The sequence below is a fragment of the Arenibacter palladensis genome (assembly GCF_900129275.1).
Lineage (GTDB): Bacteria > Bacteroidota > Bacteroidia > Flavobacteriales > Flavobacteriaceae > Arenibacter > Arenibacter palladensis.
The window spans coordinates 1,321,661-1,346,359 of the sequence record NZ_FQUX01000001.1; the positions used below are offsets into that span (position 1 = coordinate 1,321,661).

A 24,699-nucleotide genomic window follows, 5' to 3' on the forward strand; every position below is an offset into this window, starting at 1 on the left:
GTTTGCAAAGATAGTATTATATAGCTAAATATGACATATTGACAGTTAAATATTTATCAAAAATGAACGCAACTCTTTAGGCTAAGGGGCATCTCTTTATAGGTGACCCCGTAAAAATATATTGGTATGAGAAGGACAATACTACTAATGTTTATGCTTACTGCCCTTGGCTTTGTATCCTGTAATGAGGAGGACGACGGTAAATATGCGGAGTACCTGGTGGCCAAACCCTTAAAGATGAGCAAGGCCGATTTTAAAGCGGCTATAGATGTCATAGCTCCTATTCCCATGGATGAATCCGGTAAAATTTATGTTTATGGCGATTATATATTTGTCAATGAAAAATATAAAGGTGTTCATGTCCTAGATAATTCCGACCCCAAAGCACCCAAAAAAATAGCCTTTATAAAAATTCCGGGCAACGTGGATGTTTCTGTTAAAGGCAATTACCTATATGCCGATAGTATCACGGATTTGATCGTACTGGATATATCGGACATCAATAATATTAAAACGGTAAATCGCTTGGAAAATGTTCTTAGGGACAACGTGATCTTTCCTTTTGAAGTAGATATTTATGAGTGGCAGGATATAGATTATGAAAATGATATTGTTATTGGATGGGAAACCGTAAAGGAGAGAAGGTTGATAGAAGAAGTTCAGGTAGATTTTTCACGTGAGTTTGATGTAATGTTGGCCAATGCCGCCCAGAATTCCACTCCAACAGGACAGGGAGGGTCCTTGGCACGCTTTAAGATCGTAAATGATTATTTATATGCTGTGGACAGTCACAATATAAATGTATTTAATATTGAAGATCTGGAAAACCCCAAAGATCTGGATGACGTTTATGCTGGTTTTGACATTGAAACCATTTTTAACAGGGGAGATCAATTGTTTTTAGGTAGTATGAGAGGGATGTATATCTATGATATCTCTTCCCCGGCCACTCCTAGCTTGATTTCCGAATTTGAACACGGTACTGCCTGTGACCCTGTTGTGGTTGATGGGGATTATGCCTATGTTACCTTAAGGGGCGGCAATATGTGCGGTGCCACGGAGAGCGGACTTTTTATAGTGGACATTTCGGATATTAGCAACCCAGAATTGGTAAAGACCTATCCCATGGACGGTCCTTATGGTCTGGGGGTAAAGGATGAAAAACTATTTGTGTGCGATGGGTCTTCAGGACTTAAGGTCTATGATAAGACCAACGTTCAGAATTTGGTGCAACTTAACCACTTTAAGGATATAGATACTTTTGATGTTATTCCCTTGGAGGATAATTTATTGATGATAGGGGAAGAAGTCCTATATCAATATGAATATCTGGAGAACAAAATAAGGCTGATCAGCACATTTAAGCTTGATTAATTTCCATGAATTAGATTAAAACACCCCTTAAAATAGGGGTGTTTTTTTATGGTGACACAAATGAAAATCCATTAAATAAAAAAATTGATATACTTTTGTGTCACCAAAAACTAGTTAATGGCAAAGAATTTAGTAATCGTAGAGTCCCCGGCTAAAGCAAAAACAATTGAAAAATTTTTAGGAAAGGAATATAAGGTAGAGTCCAGTTTTGGACATATTGCCGATTTGCCTTCCAAAGAATTGGGAGTGGATGTGGACAATAAATTTGCCCCTAAATATATTGTTGACAAGGATAAAAAGGCCCTTGTTAAAAAGCTTAAGGATTTAGCGGACAAAGCGGATACTATATGGCTTGCAAGTGATGAAGACCGTGAAGGGGAGGCCATTTCCTGGCACTTGGCAGAGGAGTTGAAATTGGACAAGAAAAAAACAAAACGGATAGTTTTTAACTCAATTACCAAATCTGCCATTCAAAAGGCCATTGAAAATCCTAGGGAAATTAATTATGATTTGGTGAACGCCCAACAGGCAAGGCGGATTTTGGATAGATTGGTGGGATACGAACTTTCCCCAGTCCTGTGGAAAAAAATTAAACCTGGTTTATCCGCGGGTAGGGTTCAATCCGTTGCGGTGAGATTAATAGTAGAAAGGGAACGGGAAATTGAAGCTTTTAATCCGGAAGCGGCTTTTAGGATATCGGCCGAGTTTAAAACCAATGAGGGGAGTATTTTTACTGCCAAGTTAAACAAGACCTATGCCAGCCAGAAAGAGGCTGAAGCTTTCCTAAAGGAAAATATTGGAGCGAATTTTTCGGTTGCCAGCCTAGATAAGAAACCTGCTAAAAAATCGCCTGCAGCACCATTTACAACTTCAACATTGCAGCAGGAAGCTTCCAGGAAATTGTATTTTTCAGTTTCAAGGACCATGCAAGTGGCACAACGCTTATATGAGGCTGGGTTAATAACCTATATGAGAACGGATAGCGTAAACCTTTCACAGGATGCTATTGATGCAGCTAAGGATGCCATTATTAGTAATTACGGCAAGGAATACAGTAAGGTTAGGAATTTTACAGGGAAATCCAAGGGAGCGCAGGAGGCCCATGAGGCCATCCGCCCTACGGAGATGACCAATCAGTCGCCATCCCTGGAAAGGGATCAATCCAAATTGTACGAGTTAATATGGAAACGTACCCTGGCCTCGCAAATGAGTGATGCCGAATTGGAACGTACCAATGTTAAAATAAAGGCCAATACCCATAAGGAGGAATTTACTGCCAATGGGGAGGTGATTAAATTTGACGGATTCCTGAAGGTGTATCTGGAAGGTACTGATGAGGAGGATATAAGTGAAGAGCAGGAGGGAATGCTTCCGTCCATGAAAGAGGGTGAAAAACTCCTTAATAATTATATCACGGCGACGGAGCGTTTTTCAAGGGCACCCTATAGATTTACAGAAGCTTCTTTGGTTAAAAAACTGGAAGAGCTTGGAATAGGAAGACCATCTACCTATGCGCCCACTATTTCCACTATTCAGAATAGAGGCTATGTAGAAAAGGGAACCATTGAGGGCACGGAAAGAAATTATGTACAGCTTCTGCTTAAATCGGATAAGCTGACAACTAAAGATTTAAAAGAAAATGTGGGCTCCGATAAAGGAAAATTGGTGCCAACGGATATTGGAATAATAGTGACCGACTTTTTGGTAGGGCATTTCGAAACAATTTTGGATTATCATTTCACTGCCAAAGTGGAAGAAGATTTTGATGAGATTGCTTCTGGTGACGAGGATTGGCAAAAAGTATTGAAGGATTTTTATGGGGATTTTCACCCGAAAGTCTTGGATGTGGAGGAAAACGCGGATAGGGCCAGTGGCGAGCGCATTTTGGGTACCGACCCAAAGACGGGAAGACAGGTTTCGGTTAGATTGGGCCGTTTTGGACCCATGGTACAGGTTGGTACGGTAGATGACGAGGAAAAACCATTGTTTGCCAGTCTGCTGCCAGACCAGTCTTTAAATACCATAAGCTACGAAGAAGCCATGGACCTGTTTAAACTACCAAGAAAACTTGGGGTTTATGAAGGGGAAGATGTTGAGGCCAATGTAGGTCGCTTTGGTCCTTATATAAGGTTTGGTAAAAAGTTTGTTTCCTTGGGCAAGGATGAAAATGCCATGGAAATAGATATGGACAGGGCCGTAGAACTTATTAAGGAAAAACAAAAGGCCGATGCCCCTATTGCCATGTACGAGAATAAGGAGGTAACCAAAGGGGTCGGAAGGTTTGGTCCATTTATTAAATGGGACGGAATGTTTATTAATGTGAGTAAGAAATATGACTTTGATAGCCTTTCCAAACAGGATATAGAAGAGATTATAGAGGCCAAAAAACAAAAGGAGATCGATAAATTAGTCCAAGAATGGCCAGAAGAAGGTATTCGTATAGAGAAAGCAAGATGGGGAAGGCATACCATAATTAAGGGCAAGGTTAAGGTGGAGGTCTCCAAGGATGTGGATGCCACCAAGATTTCCCTTAAGGAGGCCCAGGAATTAATTGAGAAAAAGACACCAAAGAAAAAAACAAAAGCAAAACCTAAGGCTAAAAAATAATATGGCATTCGATTTTTTAGTACCCGTAAGTGACAGGGTATTGGCCCACTGCGAATTACTTCCGGCCCAAGCATTGGGGAAACACATATACATGCACACTGCACGGCATGGTCTTCCGGTGCTGGCAAATGTAAGTGTGGCAATACTGGGGGTTAATGAATCTAGAAATGCTTTTGAGAAAAAACCGGAGCGCCTGGATATTTCCGAAATTAGACTTCAGTTGTATAATTTAATGATGGGGAACTGGAATTCCTCCATCATAGATCTGGGCGATATTGAGGAAGGCGAGACTGTAGAGGACACTTATTTTGTGGTCAAGGAAATTGTTGCAGGCCTGCTGGAAGAAAATATTATTCCCATCGTCATTGGGGCAACCCAAGACATTACCTATCCTACTTACAGGGCTTTTGACGGTCTTAAAAATATGGTTAACCTAGTGTCTATAGATAGTAGGTTCGACTTTGGGATGGACGAAGACCTTATTTCTTCCCATTCCTATATGAGTAAAATAATTACCGAGAAACCCAACAATCTTTTTAATTTCTCCAATATAGGCTATCAAAGCTATTTTAATTCCCAAGAAGAATTGGACCTTATGGAGCGTCTTTTCTTTGATTCCTATAGGTTGGGCGAATTAATTTCCAATATAACCCTAGCAGAACCGGTGCTTAGAAATGCGCATGTGGTAAGTTTGGATGCACGTGCCATACGTGCGGCAGATATGGGGTATTCCAGAAACTTTTCGCCCAACGGATTTAACGGAAGGGAAATTTGTGCTATTTCAAGATATGCCGGAATTAGTGATAATGTATCCGTTTTTGGGATATATGAATGCGAAAACAGCAATCAGGCCTTTCAACTTGTAGCCCAAATAATATGGTATTTTATAGAGGGCCTAAACTTTAGGATTCAAGAGTCTCCCAATAGTAATAGTAACGACTTCACCAAGTATACCGTACCTACAGAGGATGAGTCCCTCGTCTTTTACAAAAGCCATCTTAGCGAAAGATGGTGGGTAGAGGTGCCTTCAATTTTAACTTCACATACTAAAACAAATTCACCCGCGTTATTACCATGCACTGAATTGGATTATCTGGATGCATGTAATCAAAATATTCCTGAGCGGTGGTTTAAAGCCTACAAAAAAGGGTTTAATTGAAATAATAAATTTAGGGTATAAAAACAAATTTTATACAATAAATTATTTAAAAATAAGTTTTAGAGAATAATACTTGTGTTTGCATTTATAATCATAATCGAAATTTAACCTAACGTATGAAGAAGCTATTGTTGTCATCTATAGCATTTGTTTTTTTACTCTCAAGTTGTGGGTCCAAAACAAAAGGAGAGCTGGTCGGAGCTCAAGGAAAAAAGTGGTATCCCGAAAAACCCTATGGTATGGAATTGATTCCTAGAGGAGCATTCATCATGGGTAAGAGTGAGGAAGATCAGGCTAAGGTACTAAATGCCCCGACAAAGACTGTAACTGTTCGATCTTTCTATATGGATGATACCGAAATTACGAATAGTGAATATCGTCAATTTGTAGAATGGGTAAAGGATTCCATTGCAAGAACCCGTTTGGCTATTTTGGCCGATGAGTTGGGATTGGGACCTGAAGATGGAGGCATAGGTGATTATGCCTTTAAGGATGCCGATACTACAAGATTGTCTGCCTACGATAAGTACATGCTGAACAATTATGCCGGTATGGGAGAAACAGGCTACGAAGGCAGGGCATTGGACAGAAAACAGAATTTAATCTGGGATACCTCCAAATATCCGGACGAGTATTATGCCGAGGTAATGGACTCCTTGTACATTCCTGAAGAAGAATCCTATAATGGACAACGTCATATAGATGTTACCAGATTAAAATACAAATACACCTGGATGGATATTGAGGCTGCGGCACGTGCCAAAAAGGGAAGTAGAAAGGATTTTATAAAACAGGAAGAACTTGAAATATATCCGGATACTACGGTATGGATCAAGGATTTCGCATACTCCTACAATGAGCCTATGCACAATGATTACTTCTGGCACGACGCCTATAGTGATTATCCTGTGGTTGGTGTTACTTGGCAACAGGCTCAGGCCTTTTGTAACTGGAGGACCAAATTTAAGAACGACGACCAAAAAAGTAGGGGCAAGCAATTTGTCAACCGCTTTAGACTACCTACCGAGGCGGAATGGGAATATGCTGCTAGAGGAGGTATAGAAGGAGGAACATATCCATGGGGTGGACCTTATGTAATTAGTGATACCGGGTGTTTTATGGCCAACTTTAAACCACAGCGTGGAGATTATGCGGCAGATCAGGCCTTGTATACGGTAGAGGCAAAGTCCTATGAACCCAACGATTATAACTTGTACAACATGGCAGGTAACGTTTCCGAATGGACCAATAGTAGCTATGACCCAAATTCATATGAATATGTGTCCACTATGAACCCTAATGCGGAATCTACCCAAAACGCTAGAAAAGTTATACGAGGTGGATCTTGGAAAGATGTTGCTTATTTCCTACAGGTAAGCACCAGGGATTACGAATACCAGGATTCGGCACGTAGTTATATCGGTTTTAGAACCGTTCAGGATTACATGGGAGAGGAAGACTCAACCAATTAAAATATAAATAAAGAAGACCTTTATATTGAATCAAACGTTAAACCAAATACTTATTATTAACATTACTTAAATTAAATTTAAAATTATGGCACAGTCAAAATCAACTAAGAAATTATTTAACATGGCCTACGGCCTTGGTGCATCTGTAGTAATTATAGGGGCATTGTTTAAGATCCTTCACTGGCAATTTGGCCCACTTACGGGAGGATTGTTGTTGGCAATCGGACTTATTACCGAAGCATTAATTTTTGCCATCAGTGCATTTGAACCAGTAGATGACGAATACGATTGGTCATTGGTATATCCAGAATTAAACGGAGGTGCTTCAGCTGGAAAATCAAATTCTAAAGCAGAAATTAAAGAGGCTGAAGCTTCATTGTCCAAAAAATTGGATGAATTGTTAAAAGAAGCAGGTGTAGATGCCAATCTTATGGAAAGTCTTGGATCTAGCATTAGAAACTTTGAAGGTGCTGCCAAAGGTATCGCCCCTACAGTAGATGCTATGGAATCTACCAAAAAGTATTCTGATGAGATGGTTCAGGCTGCAGCCCAAATGGAATCTTTGAATAGTCTTTACAAGGTTCAATTGGAAAGCGCTAGTAGACAAGCATCTATCAACGAGGAAGTGGTACAGAATTCAAGTGCCCTTAAAGAGCAAATGGAATCTTTGGCTACCAACCTTTCTTCTTTGAACGGAGTATACGGTGGTATGTTATCTGCAATGAATAGAAACTAATTAGTTACAATTCAATAACCAAACCCAAATCAATTAATAATTAAAACTAATTAGAAAAATGGCAGGAGGAAAAGCAACACCACGTCAGAAGATGATCAACCTAATGTACTTGATCTTCATCGCGATGTTGGCCCTAAATATGGGAAAAGAAGTTCTATCGGCTTTCGGTCTTATGAACGAAAAGTTAGAAGCTTCTAACATAAAAACCACGGAAAACAATACGGCTTTCCTAAGTGGTCTTGAAACTAAAGCATCTGAAAATGCTGAGAAATTTGGCCCTCTTTTGGAGGACGCCAAGAAAATAAAGGAATTGTCTGTAGAGTATTACCAATACTTGGAAAACTTGAAAAAGGAGATGATGGCCGATGTTGAGGATCCAAAAGATTATCAAGTAATGGACAAGACCGATTATTTGGATCAGCGTTTTTTCCAGGGAGACCAACTTGGAGCAGATGGTAAAGAGTTCTTGGACCGTTTGGTAAACTATCGTACGCAGATTGCTGCGGTAATGCCTAAGGAATTGGAGTCTGTAAAGTCTTCTGTACAATCTAGGTTCGAAACCGGTGATGAGAATGGTAAGGTTACTAAAAGAGATGGTTCCAAGCAAGATTGGTTGAACTATAACTTTGAAGGCTATCCTTTGGTTGCATCATTGACCAAGATTACTTCTCTTCAGGCCGATATTAAAGCTACAGAGGAAGATGCCCTTAAAGCCATGCTTCAAGGACAGTTGAGCAGTGAGGTTTCCATGACCAATTATACCACTTTGTTGGAGCAAGAAAAGTCTGCCTTTTATGCAGGTGAAAAATTTGCGGGAAATATTGTATTGGGTCGTAAAGATGCCACCACAAAACCTAATGAAGTTAACTTGACCCTAGATGGTAGAAAGTTGAGCGAAGGTACCGATTATGTTATCGAGGATGGTAAGGTAAGGTTAACCGTAAGTGCTGGAAGTGCTGGTGATCATAAGATTGAAGGTAACTTGGTGTTTATGCAGGATGGAGAGCGTACAGAAGTGCCAGTATCCTCTACATTTGCCACTATTACCAAGCCAAATGCAGCCGTAATTTCTGCTGATAAAATGAATGTGGTTTACCGTGGTGTTTCCAACCCAATAACCATATCCATTCCTGGTATTCCTGATAACAATGTAACTGCATCCGCTCCAGGACTTAGTAAGCAGAGTGGAAGTAAATACGCTATGAATCCAGGAACAGGAAGAACAGTTTCCATCACTGCCTCAGGTAAATTACCTGATGGACAAATGATCAAAACTTCTTCAGAGTTTAGGATTAAGGATATTCCAAGACCTTCAGGATCTGTAAGAGGAGAATCCGGAAGCGCTAAAATGGGTAAAAACAACCTAGAGATCTCTACTATTGGAGCTCTATTGGAAGACTTTGATTTTGATCTTAACCTTGCGGTTAGTGGATTTAAATTTAAGGTTCCAGGACAGCCAACTGTAGATGTAAATGGTAACAAATTGGATGCTAGAGCCAAGTCTGCCCTTAAAAGAGCAAGCCGTGGAGATGCAGTTCAGATATTTGATATCGAAGCATATATTACAAATAACAAAAGCTATAAGCTTAAAAAGGTATCTCCTGTTGTTGTGGAGATAACAAACTAGTAAAAATGTTGTGAGAAGGCCATGGTAAATAAGAATGTTTGCCATGGCCAATTCACCAGTCCAACCTTAGTGGGACTGAAGATTAAAAACAATAAATTTAAACAGATGAATTGGAAAAATGTTTTATTAATTGGAGTAGTGGTCCTGTTGCCGTTATCTATTTCCGCCCAGGCAAATATTCTAAATGCCAAATTACCGGAAGAGATAGGGAAAAAAACAGAAGCGCAAATTGCGAAAGATAATGACGCTCCTTTACCTTACGCTTATGTGGACGACAGGGATATTCTCTGGTCCAAAACCGTATGGGAGGTTATTGACTTGGACGAGCGCGTAAACTTTCCACTGTATTATCCTTTGGACACTATTGATATAGGTCCGGACAGAAGGTCATTGTATGATGTGTTGATCAAAAACATTAAGAATGGTAAATTGACAGATGTTTATGTAGACTCTTATTTTACCGAAAAAAGAAAGTTCAGCGATTTGGCTGCCACTTTGCAGAAAGTAGATACTACGGACTACGGATACGAGCAATATAATGCAGGAGAACCTATTTCTCCAGAATATATTAATCGTAGGAACCTTACAGCTGCCGATTTGGAGGAATATCTTATTAAAGGAATCTGGTATTTCGATAAAAGATTGGGTGAATTAAAATACCGATTATTGGGTATTGCACCTGTAGCCCCGGATGTTAACTTTATAGATGATGAGTCTATGGATTTGGCAGAAGCAAAAGTTCCATTGTTCTGGGTATGGTATCCTAGTGCACGACAAATATTACATGAGGCAAAAGTGTTTAACCAACGTAATTCGGCACAACCTATTTCTTTTGATATGCTGTTGAACGCAAGAAGGTTCAATGCAACGATCTATAAAGAAGATAACGTGCATGGAGACCGTGAGGTTAAGGACTATATAGCTGATAATGCCTTGTTCCAATTATTGGAATCCAAACGAATTAAGGAGGTTATCCGAGATAGGGAACAAGATATGTGGGCCTACTAGCCTTAATAATATTCCAATTCATATATAAAGCTAAGCGCCACATCTTTAGATGTGGCGCTACTTTTTTAACCTAATTGTATTTGCCTTTGTAAGCTTGAATAGGGAAGGATGGTCCTTTTCTTAAAAGCAAGCTTATTAATATTTTAATTTGATGAAGATTTGCATTTCCTTCTCTACTTTTGCTCTATGGTAGATTATCTAATTGTAGGTCTGGGCTTGGCCGGTATTTCTTTTTGTGAGGTATTGGAGAGAAATAAGAAATCGTTTAAAGTAATCAGTGATGATTCCCAAACCTCTTCCGTAGTAGCGGGCGGACTGTACAATCCGGTTACACTTAAACGTTTTACATTGGCCTGGAATGCCAAAGAACAGTTAGACCTGGCCATTCCCTTTTATTCCGAATTGGAAAGGAAATTGGATATCCAATTGGATTATAAGATTCCTATCCTAAGGCGTTTTGCCAGCATAAATGAACAGAATCTTTGGTTTGAGGCTTCTGACAAACCAAATCTGGGCCATTTTGTGGCACCAAAAATACATTCCAATCATAATCCTAACATTGAAGCGCCCTTTGGCTATGGGGAAGTATTGCATACAGGAAGGATAGATACTGCTGTTTTATTATTGCACTATGGGAAGTATTTGGGCGATAAAGATTTATTGCTCCGGGAAACTTTTGATTTTGAAGCCCTAAAGCTACGGGATGGATTTGTGGAATACGGTGGCTTTAAGGCCAAAAACATAGTATTTGCAACTGGATTTGGGATTAAAAACAACCCCTATTTCAATTATCTGCCGCTCAACGGTACCAAAGGAGAATTGTTGACCATCAATGCACCTGCTTTAAAGGAGGAGAGGGTTATAAAATCGTCTGTTTTTATAATTCCCTTGGGCAAGGATATGTATAGGGTGGGAGCTACCTATAAATGGAAAGATAAAAGCAATACTCCTACGGAAGAATGCAAACAGGAGCTTTTGCAAAAGTTGAACACATTTTTAAAATGTCCCTATGAAGTTGTAGACCATGTGGCAGGGATTAGACCAACGGTGAGTGACAGGAAGCCGCTTGTAGGCAGACACCCCGAACATGAAAACATGTATTTGCTCAATGGTTTGGGTTCCCGAGGGGTCATGATAGCCCCTATGGCGTCCATGCAACTTTATGCCTTAATAGAAAATAAAGAGGCCGTGGCACCCGAAATGGACCTATCCCGGTTTACGAAAAAGCATTTTAGGAACTGATCTTAGTGGTAGCCTTTGGGTCGTATTTTATAAAGAAATTGATCCATATGTTACGTGAGACCCTAATAATAAAAGGCATAAATAATATCAATGTAACTATGATGGCAATAAAGGTATTTATCAAGGTGGCGCTGAAAAACAAAAAGGCGATCACAAATGCGGCCACGGCAAAGGCCACGCCTACACCATAACTAACATACATAGCCCCGTAGAAAAAAGAGGGTTCTATTTTATATTTGGTTCCGCAATGCGAGCAGCGCTCGTTCATTTTGAAGATATTGCCCAGATGATATGGGTTTTGGTCCTGATACATACTCTCTTCGTGACATTTAGGACAAGTTCCTGTTAAAATGCTGTAGAGTTTGTTTCCTTTTTTTAACATTTGCAAAAAGTTTCTACAAAATTACATTTTTGTAGCATTAATTAGTGTAACATTAGTCACCAAATATGCTTAATATCCACAATCTCTCCGTTTCTTTTGGAGGAGAATATCTATTTGAAGAAATATCTTTCCGTTTAAATTCCGGGGATCGAGTTGGTCTTATTGGAAAGAACGGAGCGGGTAAATCTACGCTTTTGAAAATTTTATCTAAGGATATGCCCATAGATTCGGGAACTATAGCCTCTGATAAAGATATTAAAATGGGATTCTTACGGCAGGATATCGATTTTGACCTTGGTAGGACGGTTCAGGAAGAGGCACATCAGGCCTTCGAGGAAATAAAGGCTTTGGAACTAAGGTTGGACGAAATTAACCACCAGCTCGCGGAACGTACCGATTATGAAAGTGAGTCCTATAATCAGTTGATTATAGACTTGAACGATGTAACCCATCATTATGAAATATTGGGAGGTTATAATTATCAGGGCGAAACTGAGAAGGTATTGTTGGGTCTAGGTTTTAAACGCGACGATTTTGATCGTAAAACGGAAACCTTTTCCGGTGGGTGGCGTATGCGTATAGAATTGGCAAAGCTCTTGTTGCAAAGCAATGACGTGCTCTTATTGGATGAGCCAACAAACCACTTGGATATCGAATCAATAATTTGGTTGGAGAATTTCCTGAAGAATTATGCAGGGGGAGTAATGATAGTCTCCCACGATAAAATGTTCTTGGATAATGTTACCAATAGGACCATTGAAATTTCCTTGGGAAGGATATATGACTACAACAAACCCTATTCCAAATACTTGGTACTTCGAAACGAAATAAAGCAACAGCAGTTAAATGCACAGAAAAACCAAGAGAAGGAAATACAGCAGGCCGAAAGATTGATTGAAAAGTTTAGGGCCAAATCCACTAAGGCTTCCATGGCACAGTCCCTGATCAAGAAGCTCGATAAAATGGAGCGGATAGAGGTTGATGAGGATGACAATAGCGTGATGAACCTAAGATTTCAAATTTCCGTAACCCCTGGTAAAGTTGTAACGGAAATAGAAGGTTTATCCAAAAGTTATGGGGATAACCATGTACTGAAGAATATAGACCTTTTAATAGAACGGGACTCCAAGACGGCCTTTGTAGGGCAAAATGGGCAAGGGAAATCCACGCTGGCAAAAATATTGGTAGGGGAATTGGATCATAAGGGCCATTTAAAATTGGGGCATAATGTTCAGATTGGTTATTTCGCGCAGAATCAGGCAGAATATTTGGATGGCGAAAAGACTATTTTGGATACCATGATAGATGCGGCCAATGAAAAGAATAGAAGTAAGGTCAGGGATATATTGGGGTCTTTTTTATTTAGGGGCGATGAGGTGGAGAAATATGTAAAAGTGCTATCTGGAGGTGAGCGTAACAGATTGGCCCTTGCCAAGATGTTGCTTCAGCCTTTTAATGTGCTGGTTATGGATGAGCCTACCAACCACTTGGACATTAAATCCAAGAATGTGCTAAAACAGGCACTTCAAAATTTTGATGGAACCTTGATATTGGTGAGTCACGATAGGGATTTTTTACAGGGACTTACCAACAAGGTATATGAATTCAAGGATGGTAGTATTAAAGAGTATCTGGGTGATATCGATTTTTATTTGGAACAGAGGAAGGTTGAGGATTTCCGTGCAATAGAAAAGAAGCAAACAGTTGTCCAAAAAAAGGAAAAGCCCCAAGAGAAGCACATTGATTTTGAAGATCAAAAAAAGATAAAATCCTTAAAAAATAGGCTCAGTTCAACGGAAAGTGATATTGCCCGCTTAGAAAAGGAGATAGCTGCTATTGATCATGATCTACTTATGAACTATGATGCCACAATCGCTAAGGCCAATTTTTTCGACGCTTATCAAAAGAAAAAAAAGAACCTCGAAAGCTTAATTAAAACTTGGGAAAATATCACTTTGGAACTTGAAGAATTCTCTTTGTAGGAGAAAAATCCAAGAGGTTGAAATTCTTTCACCACATCTTTTTGCACTTTCACAACAAATATGGGGCTTTAAGGCTTATTTCGTCGAATATTTTTGCTGTTTATCGTACAATAATCTTATTTTGTAGGGTAATTCTTATTCCTTAAGCAGGGTAAAAGTGAAATATATGAGAAAAAGCATATTTATGCTATTCATGGTTTTATCGGGACAATTTTTATCCGGACAGGTTTCTGATCTGGAAAAAAATGTACTTATAGACCTCTATAACAGTGCTGAGGGCGATAACTGGATAAAAAAATGGGATTTAAACACCCCGGTTTCCACTTGGGAGGGTGTTACCCTTGAGAACAATAAGGTGGTTTCCATTAGTTTAATGAACAACAATCTTAGGGGAAGCGTACCAAATACTATAGGCGAACTAAAGAATTTAAAAGTATTGAATCTCGCCTTAAATAATATTGGAGGGAAAATTCCGGAAAGCATAACCGAATTAAAAAAAATGGTTGTGCTAAGGTTGGGTAAAAATAAGTTAACAGGGACAATTCCTCAGAATATTGGGGATCTGGAAAAGCTTCTTGTATTGGACCTTTTCCATAACGACCTTTCAGGGGAACTGCCCCAAAGCTTAGGTGGGATTAAAAACTTAAGGGTCATATTGCTTTCCCATAACGGCTTAAGTGGCTCCATTCCTTTGACTTTTGGGAACTTAAAATATTTGGAGCGTTTGGAGTTGGGCGATAATAATTTTGGCGGGGTAGTCCCGGACAGTCTGGAAAACCTGACTAACCTTAAAATGCTCGTTTTGGCGGAAAACCAATTTAAGGGAGAATTTCCGGAGGATATCTTGAGCCTTCCTAACCTAAAATTGGTACAACTTCAAAATAATAGATTTGGTAAAAGTGATTTTGGCAACGATGAAGGTATAGGGAATTTTGCCCTTTTTGATTATGATGGAAGTAATCACAGAAATTTTGATATAGAAAAAATAAATAGTAATAAAGACGTTAGAACGGCCGATACCAGATTTGAGGATAGTTTTAACTAAATGCATATGAACATGATACAACAAAAATTACATAGAGTTTGCTTATTGGGGGTAATCGTATTTTGTTTGGTGTTTACCACAGCGGTGAATGCCATGGTTCCTAAAAGTGAAAAAAACGTACTATTGGAACTTTACAAGAGTACTAATGGTCAAAAATGGAATACCACATGGGATGTTAACGCCCCTGTAGATACTTGGTTTGGGGTAACGGTCCAGAACGGGCATGTCGTGGAAATCAACCTTTTTAGAAATAACTTGGAAGGTAATCTGCCTGAAAGCATAGGGGATTTAAAACACTTGGTAAATCTCAACCTTGCCTTTAATATCATTAGTGGGGAAATTCCAAAAAGTATAGCCCAATTAAGTAAATTGGAGGTGTTGAAACTGGAGATGAATAGATTGGAAGGTGAAATACCTTCGGAAATTGGGAGTATGAAATCCTTGGTAAGGCTTTCTGCCTTTAATAACTTCCTGTCAGGAAGAATACCTGAAAGCCTTGGAAATATTCAAACCTTAAAGGAGCTTAATCTATCCAGTAATAATCTTACTGGGCGCATACCAAATTCATTGGGAGAGCTTTCAAAATTGGAAAGTCTGGGACTTTTTGAAAATAAATTATACGGTTCCATTCCCGGCGAATTGGGGAAGTTGGGTGAATTGAAGGAGTTGGTGCTGGCGAACAATGAACTTGGCGGTGAAATTCCTAAAGAGTTTGGACAATTGGCAAGCCTTAAAGTGCTTCAAATTCAGAATAACAATATTTTCTCTTTTGACAATATGGAAAGCATGAATTCAGGTCAATTCCTAGTTTTTGATTATGATAAGAAGGAAGTAGAGAAAGAAAATAAATATAAGGATTTCGATGTCATTAAAACAAGAATGGCAGATACGAAGTTTGAGGATGAAATGGAGGAGTAGTAATTACTTAAAAATAAGTTGGTTTGGTTAGAAGGAATACAATATGTATTCCTTTTTTTTTGATTATTACCTTATTTCGGAACTTTAAGATACATTTAACAAGAATCCCTTAAACTAATAGATAGTTTTGCAGTCAAACCAACTTATAGACCCTTTATGAACTCGAGAAAAATTGCATTATCTATTATTGGGGGCCTCCTAATAATAGGCTCCTTTTTTGGTGCAAAATATATTATCAATAGTAAGACCACTCCAAAACCACGACCAGAAAAAGTGGTAAAAACGGTAGTTGTAGAGACGGTCAAGAATGGTAATGTTCCAATAATTGTTCCGGCAAACGGAAATCTCGTTGCCAAAAGAAGGGTAGAGCTCTTTTCCGAAGTACAAGGTGTATTTAAATCCGGAAACAAATTATTTAAACCTGGACAGGAATACAAGGCAGGAGAAATACTCATAAGAATAGACGCTGCCGAATATTATGCCAATGTTCAATCTTCCAAAAGTAATTTATACAATTTAATTACTTCCATTATGCCGGATCTTCGATTGGACTATCCGGAGGTATTTAATAAATGGCAAACTTTTTTGGCCAATTTTGATATCAATAAAAGTATTCCTCCCCTTCCCGAAATGACATCGGACAAGGAAAAATATTTTATTTCCGGGCGAGGAATTTTGACCAATTACTATACCATCAAAAATTTGGAGCAGCGATTGGCCAAATATACAATTGCGGCCCCTTTTAATGGGGTATTGACCGAAGCATTGGTCACGGAGGGAACCTTGGTCAGATCTGGTCAAAAATTGGGCGAATTTATCAATACCAATGATTATGAGCTGGAGGTTGCCATTAGCAAGACCTACAGTGATCTACTGAATGTTGGTGAAGTGGTGGAGTTAAAAAGTATTGATAGGAACAAAACTTACCAAGGAAAAGTAACTAGGATAAATGGACGTGTGGATTTGGCTTCCCAGACCATTACGGCTTTTATAGAGGTAAAGGATCCGGACCTAAGGGAAGGGATGTACCTAGAGGCCCATCTTAAAGCGAAGGAAGAGCCGAATGCTATTGAAATAAATAGAAGTTTACTGTTGGAAACCGAACAAATATTTGTCGTCAGGGATTCCGTTTTGGATTTGATTCCTGTGAAACCTGTTTATTTTTCGGATAACAGCGTGGTATTAAAAGATGTGCCAGATGGGATTACCATACTATCCAAACCGGTAATGGGAGCCTATGCTGGAATGTTGGTAAAAGTATTTAACGACCAAGTAACCAACACTAAGGAATAATGAGGAATATTATAGCCTATTTTATAAAGTACCATGTGGCGGTAAATGTCATCATTGTGGCATTCCTTATTTTTGGTATTGTTGGGGCATTATCATTGAAATCCTCATATTTTCCACTTACAGATTCCAAAAACATTAGTATAAAGGTAACCTACCCGGGCGCTTCCCCACAAGAAGTGGAGGAAGGTATAGTACTTAAGATAGAAGATAATCTTAAAGGTTTGGAGGGTGTGGATAGGGTTACTTCCACTTCAAGGGAAAACAGCGGTACAATAAATGTAGAGATAGAGAAGGGCAGGGATATCGATTTTATGTTGTTGGAAGTTAAAAATGCCGTAGACAGGGTGCCTTCGTTTCCAACGGGTATGGAGCCTTTGGTAGTCTCCAAACTGGAAACGGTGAGGGAAACCATAAGTTTTGCCATTAGTGGTGAAAATATAAGCTTGTCAGCTTTAAAGCAGATAGGCAGGCAAGTGGAGAACGATATCAGGGCCATGGAGGGCATATCCCAAATAACGATTACCGGTTATCCTGAAGAGGAAATAGAGATTGCCGTAAACGAAAATAGCCTTTTGGCTTATAATGTGTCATTTGATGAGGTGGCCCAAGCGGTCTCCAACGCCAATATTTTGGTTACCGGGGGTAATATTAAGACCAGTGCAGAGGAATTTCTGATCAGGGCCAACAATAGGTCCTATTACGGAAATGAATTATCCAATGTAATTGTAAGGGCCAATGCTTCGGGGCAAACAGTGCGCCTAAAGGATGTGGCAGTTATTAGGGATCGGTTTTCGGAAACGCCCAATGCCACTTATTTTAATGGAAATCTAGCGGTAAATATTGCTATTACGAGTACCAATACGGAAGATTTAATAACATCATCAGACAAGGTAAAGGAATATATAGAAGAGTATAATCAAAAACATAACAATGTAAAGTTGAGTGTCATAAGTGATCAGTCCGTAACACTCACACAGCGTACGCAATTGTTGACCGAAAATGCCATAATGGGTATGATTTTGGTGCTCATTTTTCTTTCGCTTTTCCTTAATACCAGATTGGCGTTTTGGGTGGCCTTTGGCCTGCCTGTTGCATTTTTGGGAATGTTTGTGTTTGCAGGTTTCTTTGATGTAACCATAAATGTTTTGTCCCTTTTTGGAATGATAATCGTTATTGGTATTTTGGTGGATGATGGTATTGTAATAGCCGAAAACATTTATCAGAACTACGAAAAGGGGAAACCCCCAATACAGGCTGCGGTAGATGGTGTTATGGAGGTACTTCCTCCAATTATTTCCGCTATCATTACTACCATATTGGCATTTTCCATATTCCTATTTTTGGATAGTAGGATCGGTGAGTTTTTTGGGGAGGTTTCGGTAATTGTAATTCTAACCTTAGTGGTGTCCTTGGTGGAGGCCTTGATTATTTTACCTGCGCATTTGGCCCATTCCAAAGCCTTACAGCCATTGGATAACAAGCCAAAAAAGGGATTGGCCAAGGTGTTTGCCAAATTAAGGGTCATCAATGAATGGGGCGATAGTTTTATGGTATGGATGCGGGATAAATTATATGGCCCTATTCTGCGTTTTTCCCTCCGCTATAAAATATTGATGTTTTCAATATTCGTAATGTTATTGTTTCTGAGTTTCGGTTCTATTGGGGGCGGCATTATCAGAACTTCGTTTTTTCCACGGGTGGCAAGTGATCGTGTATCCGTAGACTTGCTTATGCCGAATGGGACACATGAAAGGGTAACCGATTCCATTATCAGTTTAATTGAGGAAAAGGCCAAAATTGTGGACCAGGAGCTAACGGAAAAGTACTTAAAGGGTACTGGTAAAAAGCTTTTTGAAAACATGATAAGGAAAGTGGGTCCCGGTTCCTCAACGGCCTCATTGGATATCAATCTCTTGCCAGGAGAAGAAAGACCAGACGCAATACGATCGGATTTGATTACCAATAGATTACAGGAACTGGTGGGTCCGGTTATTGGGGTCGAAAGCCTTATTTATGGTTCAGGTGGTAATTTTGGGGGAAGCCCCGTTTCGGTTTCGCTTTTGGGAAACAATATAGTAGAGTTAAAAGAGGCAAAAAAAGAGCTTAAGGCTATTTTGGAGAATAACGCCCTTTTGAAGGATGTAGCGGACAATGATCCGGCAGGAATAAAGGAAATAAGGCTGGAACTGAAGGAAAATGCCTATTTAATGGGGTTGGACCTGAGAAGTGTTATGAATCAGGTAAGGTCCGGATTTTTTGGGGCCCAGGCACAACGCTTTCAACGGGGGCAGGATGAAATTAGGGTTTGGGTGCGTTATGACCGCTCTGACCGATCTTCCATCAACGATCTGGACGATATGAGGATAAGCACTCCTAGTGGCAGTAAGGTGCCCCTAAAGGAGATTGCAAGTTATGTTATAGTTCGGGGAGATGTTGCCATTAATCATTTGGAGGGTCAGCGAGAAATTCAGGTTTCGGCAGATATTAAGGATGATAAGACTACTAGTGCTACCGATATTATGAACGAAATAAGGACAGTTATAATGCCGGATATCCATTCCAGATATCCTACCGTAACGGCGTCCTATGAAGGGCAGAACAGGGAGACCGCTAAGCTTTTCGGATCTTTAAAATTTGTGGGTCTTTCCGTTTTGTTGTTGATCTATATTACCATAGCCTTTACTTTTAGGAGTTTTAGTCAGCCGCTAATGTTGATTATTTTAGTTCCTTTTAGTATCACCGCTGTAGCCTGGGGACACTGGATTCATGATTTTCCTATCAACGTATTGTCCATGTTGGGAATTATTGCCTTGATAGGTATTATGGTAAACGACGGCTTAGTGCTTATTGGTAAATTCAATGGTAATCTTAGGGAAGGAATGAAGTTTGACGATGCTATTTATGAAGCTGGTAAATCTAGGTTTAGGGCTATATTTCTGACTTCTATTACGACCATTGCCGGTTTGGCGCCATTGCTTTTGGAAAAAAGTCGACAAGCACAATTTTTAAAACCAATGGCCATATCCATTGCTTATGGAATTGGATATGCAACCGTATTGACCTTATTGATGTTGCCCTTATTCCTTGCTTTTAGCAATAAAATAAAAGTGGGTTCCAAATGGTTGATCACCGGTAAAAAAGTGACCAAAGAAGAGGTGGAACGGGCAATAAAGGAACAAATGGAAGAAAGTCATATGCAAAATTTTGAAAAACATGAGCAGAATGGTCATTCTCCGGTAATATCAACTACGTTAGAGGATGAAGCCGTAATATCTAACGAATTGGAAGACAATAAGTAAATGGGATATAAATATATAATTGCAGGCCTGCTAATTGGTTTTTGCGGAGTTGTAAGTGCTCAGGAGAGATTATTGTCCAAAGATGCTGCTGTGTCATTGGCATTGGAAAACAATTTTGGAATTAAGGTGGCCAAAAATCAGGTGGCCATAGCGGATAATAATGCGGGTATCCTAAACTCTGGCTACTTGCCCACCCTTACGGGTACAGCTGGTGCTACCTATAATGAATTAAACAGCAATACGGAGTATCCGGGCCAATTTGAATCCAATGGGAGCCCCAGGCCAGATTTGGAGATCAATGATGCTGAATCACAATCCTATAATGCCGCTCTAAGCTTAAACTATACCTTGTTCGATGGAATGGGCAGACTCTATAATTTTAAGCGATTAAAGGAGCAATATCAATTATCAGAACTACAAGCAAGGGAAACCATAGAAAATACTATTCTCCAATTATTTAGCGTGTATTATGAAATTGCTAGGCTCACCGAAAACGAGAATGTTTTAAGACAGGCCTTGGAGATTTCCAAAGAGCGGATCAAAAGAGCGGAATACTCGTTTGAATACGGCCAGAACACTAAATTGGACATCCTTAATGCCCAAGTAGATGTAACCAATGATAGTATTAGTTTAATGAACGTTCAGCAGAACTTGGCCAATGCTAAACGGGATTTGAATGTGGTGCTCAATCAAAATCTCAATGAGACATTTGTAGTGGATACCCTAGTGAGTTTTATTCCAAAATTACAGTTGGAGGATTATATTGCACAGTCTAAAGAGAACAATGTGGCCATACTTCAGACAGAGCGCAATATGGCTATTAACGAGTATGATATTAAGGTGAACAGATCGGGATACCTACCTACCGTAGGGTTGAGCGGTAGTTACGGGTGGAATTTGAACCAAAGCGCAGCAACCTCATTTCTTCCTGGACAAATTATACCTGGGAGCAATAGGAACAGTTTAAATTTTGCATTGGGCGCCAGCCTTTCTTGGAATTTGTTCGATGGTGGCGGTACAACCGTAAGGGTAAAAAACGCCAAAATAGCCTATGAAAATCAGGAAATATTCAAGGAACAAGTAATAATGGAAGTGGACAGGGATATTTTAAATGCCTTGGGAATCTATGAAAACAGGTTGCAGATATTTCAAATTCAAGAACAGAACGTAGTGACCAATCAGAATAATTTTGAGCGATCCAAGGAGCAATTTCAATTGGGACGTATCACCTCCATCGAATTTAGGCAGGCCCAAATAAACTTGCTCAATGCACAGACCAATAAGAATTTGGCAAAATACGACGCCAAGTTGGCCGAGTTGCAGCTGTTGCAATTAACAGGGCAGTTGTTGTCAGTAGAATTATAATAGATTTGCGGACAATTCCAATAAGGAAAGGGCAGAACTCTGGTTATAGCAAGAAAGTTTAAGTAATTAAACTATTATCCATGTACGAACACTTCTTTCAATGTCCTTATTGCTGGGAAGAAATATCCATGCTGTTGGATCCCTCCATTTCCCGACAGACCTATGTGGAAGACTGTGAAGTTTGCTGTAATCCTATATCGGTAACCCCAGTTTTTGATGACGGGGAACTAATTGCATTTGAGGCTATGGATATTGGTCAATAATACCATTTGCCAACCCATATTCCTTTAAAAAAAAGACAGTCTAAAAATGATCTTTTTTAACTGTCTAATTTAAATTAGGTATGATAAATTATGCTTATTTCTTGTAGTCCCCGGCATTGATTACCGTCCAATCCTTATAGGGTTTAATGTATTTAAGAATAACATTGTTGATATCGCCTACTGTTAGATTCTTTACCTTTTCTTCCAAGTTTTTTTGGAATTCCATGGTGCGATTGTAATAGATGTTGTTGTTTATTAAACTGGCCAGTTCGGCATCTTTGGCCCGGGAAACATTTTCCTCCTGTACCCAGCCGTTTACAGCATTCTTTAATTCCTCCTCGGTTATACCATCTTTAATAAAACGGTCCAATTCCTCTTTAAATCCTATTTGTACCTTGTCATAGTTTTCCGGAGCGTATATGGCATAAAGGTACATGGATGAATTTTGGTCGTCCGCATTGGAATCGGCTTGGAATCCGGCTCCTGCACCATAACTAACACCGTCTTTCTGGCGCAACCTATCGGCAATCCTCGAATTTAGAAATCCGCCTCCAAGAATGGTGGCTGCCATATTTAGTGCAGCATAATCTTCATCGTCCTGGCTAATTTTAATGTTGAGATTCCCAAGAGTCATAGCGTTCTTCTTGTCAGGGGTCAGAATAACTTCATTTACTTTGGGGGAATCGGTAAAGGGATCCTTTAGCCTCGCATAAGTATTTTTGCTCTTGAAGTTGGCAAACTCTTTTTCCATATAGGTCTTTACTTGTTCCGGCTGCATATCGCCTATACCTACTAGAATGGATTTGCCCAAACCGTAAAAAGCCTTGTGGAAGTTTTTTATGTCTTCTATGGTGATTGCCTTGATGGCAGCTTCCTCTTCTTCAATGGTCATGGCATATAAGGGATGGCCCTTCGGAAAGGTATTGTTTATTACGGATAATCTTTTAGAGGCCAAAAATTGAGGTTCTGCTTTATTACTTTCCAAATAAGCCAAGTATTCCGTTTTTAATTTTTCCAATTCCGAGGCCTCAAATGAAGGTGTTTTAAGCATTTCCGACATTAGTGCCAATGTGGCCATCAGGTTTTCTTCGGTGGAGACGACATTGGCATAAACATTTCCATTACTGGCTCTAAAGGATACCGAGGATTTTAGTTTGCTCAATTCGTCCTCGATCTGTTGCCTAGACTTGGAATCGGTGCCTTTGTTTAGCATGCTTGCCGTAAAAGATGGGACAACTCCTTTATTTTTAAGGGATTCCACGTTTCCATTTCTAATACTGAAACTAAGCCTGACAGTTTTGCCGCGGTTATTCTTTTTAATGATACCGTATGCAATTCCATTGGAAAGTTGGCCTTGGTCCAATCTGGATTGAATGGCATCATAGGCAACATCAAAGGCCTCACCTGTACCCATGTCTTCCTTGCCTTTATAATTTGATACAAGGGCCTCAAGATTTTGGGTATGTTCAATTGCTATTCTTTCGGGCTTTTTGGTAGGATTGAACCTGCCTATGGTTCTATTGGTGGTAATGAGGTATTTTTTGGCAACTTCATTGACATCTTCAAGGCTGGCATTCTCAATTCTATCCCGTTGAATAAAGGCCAATCGCCAATCACCAGCCCCGATAAATTCGCTCATATAGGTTCCTAAGTAGGACGAGTTTCTAAAGATTTGATCGGTTTGTTTCAAAAGATTGGCTTTGGCACGGTCCAATTCCTCCTGGGTGATAGGGGAGGTTTTTACGGCATCCAAAGTTTCCTTTAATATTTTTTCCACTTCGTCCGCATTCTTATCCGAAGGTACATCTACATTGATATATAAAAATCCGGGTTCTTTGGTAAAAGGTGAGAAAGACCATATGGAGGAGGCTTTCTTTGCCTCGATTAAAGCTTTGTAGAGCCTTCCGGAAGGTTCGTCGGAAAGAACGTTTTCAATGATGGAAATTGCAGCATAATCCTCGTGGGAACCTGCTGGGGTGTGGTACATGGCAGAAACTATCTGTAGATCGCCAACACGATTGAGCTCAACTGTTTTTTCACCATCCTGAGCTGGCTCTTCGGTATAGGAGTCGCGTATTGGGGTAGCAGGCTTTTCAATTTTACCAAACTTTTTTTCGATCAATTCCAATGTTTTGGCTTCCTCAAATTTGCCTGTAACCATTAAAATCGCATTGTCTGGACGGTAGAATTTTTTATAGAATGCCTGAAGGTTCTCAATAGGAACTCGTTCTATGTCCGATCTATTTCCAATTGTGCTGTTGCCATAGTTGTGCCACATAAAACCGGCATTGATAACGTTCTGCATAAGAACCCGCGAAGGGTCGTTTTCGCCACTTTCAAATTCATTCCGTACTACACTGAATTCGGATTCCAAATCCTTTTTGGCTATATAGGAATTCACCATACGATCTGCTTCCAGGTCCAAGGCCCAATCCAAGTTTTCGTCAGTGGCGTTAAAGGTTTCAAAGTAATTGGTCCTGTCGAACCAAGTAGTTCCATTGGGTCGTGCACCATGCGCACTGAGCTCTTTGGGGATATCCGGATGGTTGGGAGTGCCTTTAAAAACCATGTGTTCCAAAAGGTGGGCCATGCCTTTTTCCCCGTAACCTTCATGTCTGGATCCAACTAGATAGGTAATGTTAACGGTAATGGTCTGTGATGAGTTATCGGGAAATAGAAGCACTTTAAGGCCATTGTCCATTTGGTACTCCGTTATACCTTCCACAGAGGCTACTTTTTGTAATTGCCCATAGGAAAGGCTGTTGCAAAAAAGGAAAAGTAGTATAAGGGATAAGACTTTTATTCTCATGTTAGTGTAGTTTTTTTGATATTCAATAATACAAAAATTAAAGGGTGTTTTATGCGTTGTAACCTTAGAAATTTTGAGTTTTATAGGGATATAATGACATAGTGATGGCTCTTTAAAA

At 39.6% G+C, this 24,699-nt stretch carries 17 protein-coding genes; 15 read left to right on the forward strand and 2 right to left on the reverse strand.

What is annotated here, in order from left to right; translation table 11 throughout:
- Positions 1 to 126: 126 nt before the first annotated feature.
- From BUA60_RS05310 to BUA60_RS05345, 8 genes are all read left to right on the forward strand, one after another.
- The gene (locus BUA60_RS05310; RefSeq protein WP_072860641.1) at positions 127 to 1,374 is read left to right on the forward strand and encodes an LVIVD repeat-containing protein; all 1,248 of its coding nucleotides are present in this window, start codon (positions 127 to 129) and stop codon (positions 1,372 to 1,374) included.
- A 117-nt stretch (positions 1,375 to 1,491) separates the two neighbouring features.
- Positions 1,492 to 3,981, forward strand: coding sequence for a type I DNA topoisomerase (gene topA / locus BUA60_RS05315; RefSeq protein WP_072860642.1), 2,490 nt, complete (start codon positions 1,492 to 1,494; stop codon positions 3,979 to 3,981).
- Position 3,982: 1 nt separating this feature from the next.
- A complete protein-coding gene (locus tag BUA60_RS05320) occupies positions 3,983 to 5,140 on the forward strand; it encodes a formimidoylglutamase (protein ID WP_072860875.1) in 1,158 nt (385 codons plus the stop codon).
- A 116-nt stretch (positions 5,141 to 5,256) separates the two neighbouring features.
- A complete protein-coding gene (porK, locus tag BUA60_RS05325) occupies positions 5,257 to 6,612 on the forward strand; it encodes a T9SS ring complex lipoprotein PorK/GldK (protein WP_072860643.1) in 1,356 nt (451 codons plus the stop codon).
- A gap of 85 nt (positions 6,613 to 6,697) precedes the next feature.
- A complete protein-coding gene (porL, locus tag BUA60_RS05330; RefSeq protein ID WP_072860644.1) occupies positions 6,698 to 7,348 on the forward strand; it encodes a type IX secretion system motor protein PorL/GldL in 651 nt (216 codons plus the stop codon).
- A 58-nt stretch (positions 7,349 to 7,406) separates the two neighbouring features.
- Positions 7,407 to 8,975, forward strand: a complete 1,569-nt coding sequence (gene porM, locus BUA60_RS05335; RefSeq protein WP_072860645.1) for a type IX secretion system motor protein PorM/GldM — start codon at positions 7,407 to 7,409, stop codon at positions 8,973 to 8,975.
- A gap of 105 nt (positions 8,976 to 9,080) precedes the next feature.
- Positions 9,081 to 9,983 (forward strand): type IX secretion system ring subunit PorN/GldN, encoded by a 903-nt coding sequence (gene porN, locus BUA60_RS05340; protein ID WP_072860876.1) that lies wholly within the window; start codon positions 9,081 to 9,083, stop codon positions 9,981 to 9,983.
- A 186-nt stretch (positions 9,984 to 10,169) separates the two neighbouring features.
- Entirely contained in the window at positions 10,170 to 11,225 is a 1,056-nt protein-coding gene (locus tag BUA60_RS05345) for an NAD(P)/FAD-dependent oxidoreductase (RefSeq protein WP_072860646.1), read from the forward strand.
- Here BUA60_RS05345 and BUA60_RS05350 read toward each other — a convergent pair.
- Positions 11,215 to 11,607, reverse strand: a complete 393-nt coding sequence (locus BUA60_RS05350) for a DUF983 domain-containing protein (protein ID WP_072860647.1) — start codon at positions 11,605 to 11,607, stop codon at positions 11,215 to 11,217. The two genes, BUA60_RS05345 and BUA60_RS05350, sit on opposite strands and share 11 nt — an antisense overlap.
- 65 nt (positions 11,608 to 11,672) lie before the next feature.
- On the opposite strand from BUA60_RS05350, the gene BUA60_RS05355 reads away from it, so the two are divergent.
- The 7 genes from BUA60_RS05355 (at position 11,673) to BUA60_RS05385 (ending at position 21,772) form a co-directional block, all read left to right on the forward strand.
- Complete coding sequence (locus tag BUA60_RS05355; RefSeq protein ID WP_072860648.1) at positions 11,673 to 13,589, forward strand: ABC-F family ATP-binding cassette domain-containing protein; 1,917 nt, start codon at positions 11,673 to 11,675, stop codon at positions 13,587 to 13,589.
- Positions 13,590 to 13,755: 166 nt separating this feature from the next.
- On the forward strand, positions 13,756 to 14,634 hold the full coding sequence (locus tag BUA60_RS05360) for a leucine-rich repeat domain-containing protein (RefSeq protein ID WP_072860877.1): 879 nt from the start codon (positions 13,756 to 13,758) through the stop codon (positions 14,632 to 14,634).
- A gap of 12 nt (positions 14,635 to 14,646) precedes the next feature.
- Positions 14,647 to 15,552, forward strand: a complete 906-nt coding sequence (locus tag BUA60_RS05365; RefSeq protein WP_084532510.1) for a leucine-rich repeat domain-containing protein — start codon at positions 14,647 to 14,649, stop codon at positions 15,550 to 15,552.
- 156 nt (positions 15,553 to 15,708) lie between these two features.
- Positions 15,709 to 16,845 carry an efflux RND transporter periplasmic adaptor subunit gene (locus BUA60_RS05370; RefSeq protein WP_072860649.1) on the forward strand — a complete coding sequence of 379 codons (1,137 nt, stop codon included), beginning with the start codon at positions 15,709 to 15,711 and terminating at the stop codon, positions 16,843 to 16,845.
- On the forward strand, positions 16,845 to 20,144 hold the full coding sequence (locus BUA60_RS05375; RefSeq protein ID WP_072860650.1) for an efflux RND transporter permease subunit: 3,300 nt from the start codon (positions 16,845 to 16,847) through the stop codon (positions 20,142 to 20,144). The genes BUA60_RS05370 and BUA60_RS05375 overlap by 1 nt, the downstream gene beginning before the upstream one ends.
- Positions 20,145 to 21,509 carry a TolC family protein gene (locus BUA60_RS05380; RefSeq protein ID WP_072860651.1) on the forward strand — a complete coding sequence of 455 codons (1,365 nt, stop codon included), beginning with the start codon at positions 20,145 to 20,147 and terminating at the stop codon, positions 21,507 to 21,509.
- 80 nt (positions 21,510 to 21,589) lie between these two features.
- Positions 21,590 to 21,772 carry a CPXCG motif-containing cysteine-rich protein gene (locus tag BUA60_RS05385; RefSeq protein WP_072860652.1) on the forward strand — a complete coding sequence of 61 codons (183 nt, stop codon included), beginning with the start codon at positions 21,590 to 21,592 and terminating at the stop codon, positions 21,770 to 21,772.
- A gap of 94 nt (positions 21,773 to 21,866) precedes the next feature.
- Here the strand turns inward: BUA60_RS05385 and BUA60_RS05390 are convergent, their stop codons facing one another.
- Positions 21,867 to 24,581 (reverse strand): M16 family metallopeptidase, encoded by a 2,715-nt coding sequence (locus BUA60_RS05390; RefSeq protein WP_072860653.1) that lies wholly within the window; start codon positions 24,579 to 24,581, stop codon positions 21,867 to 21,869.
- Positions 24,582 to 24,699: the final 118 nt, after the last annotated feature.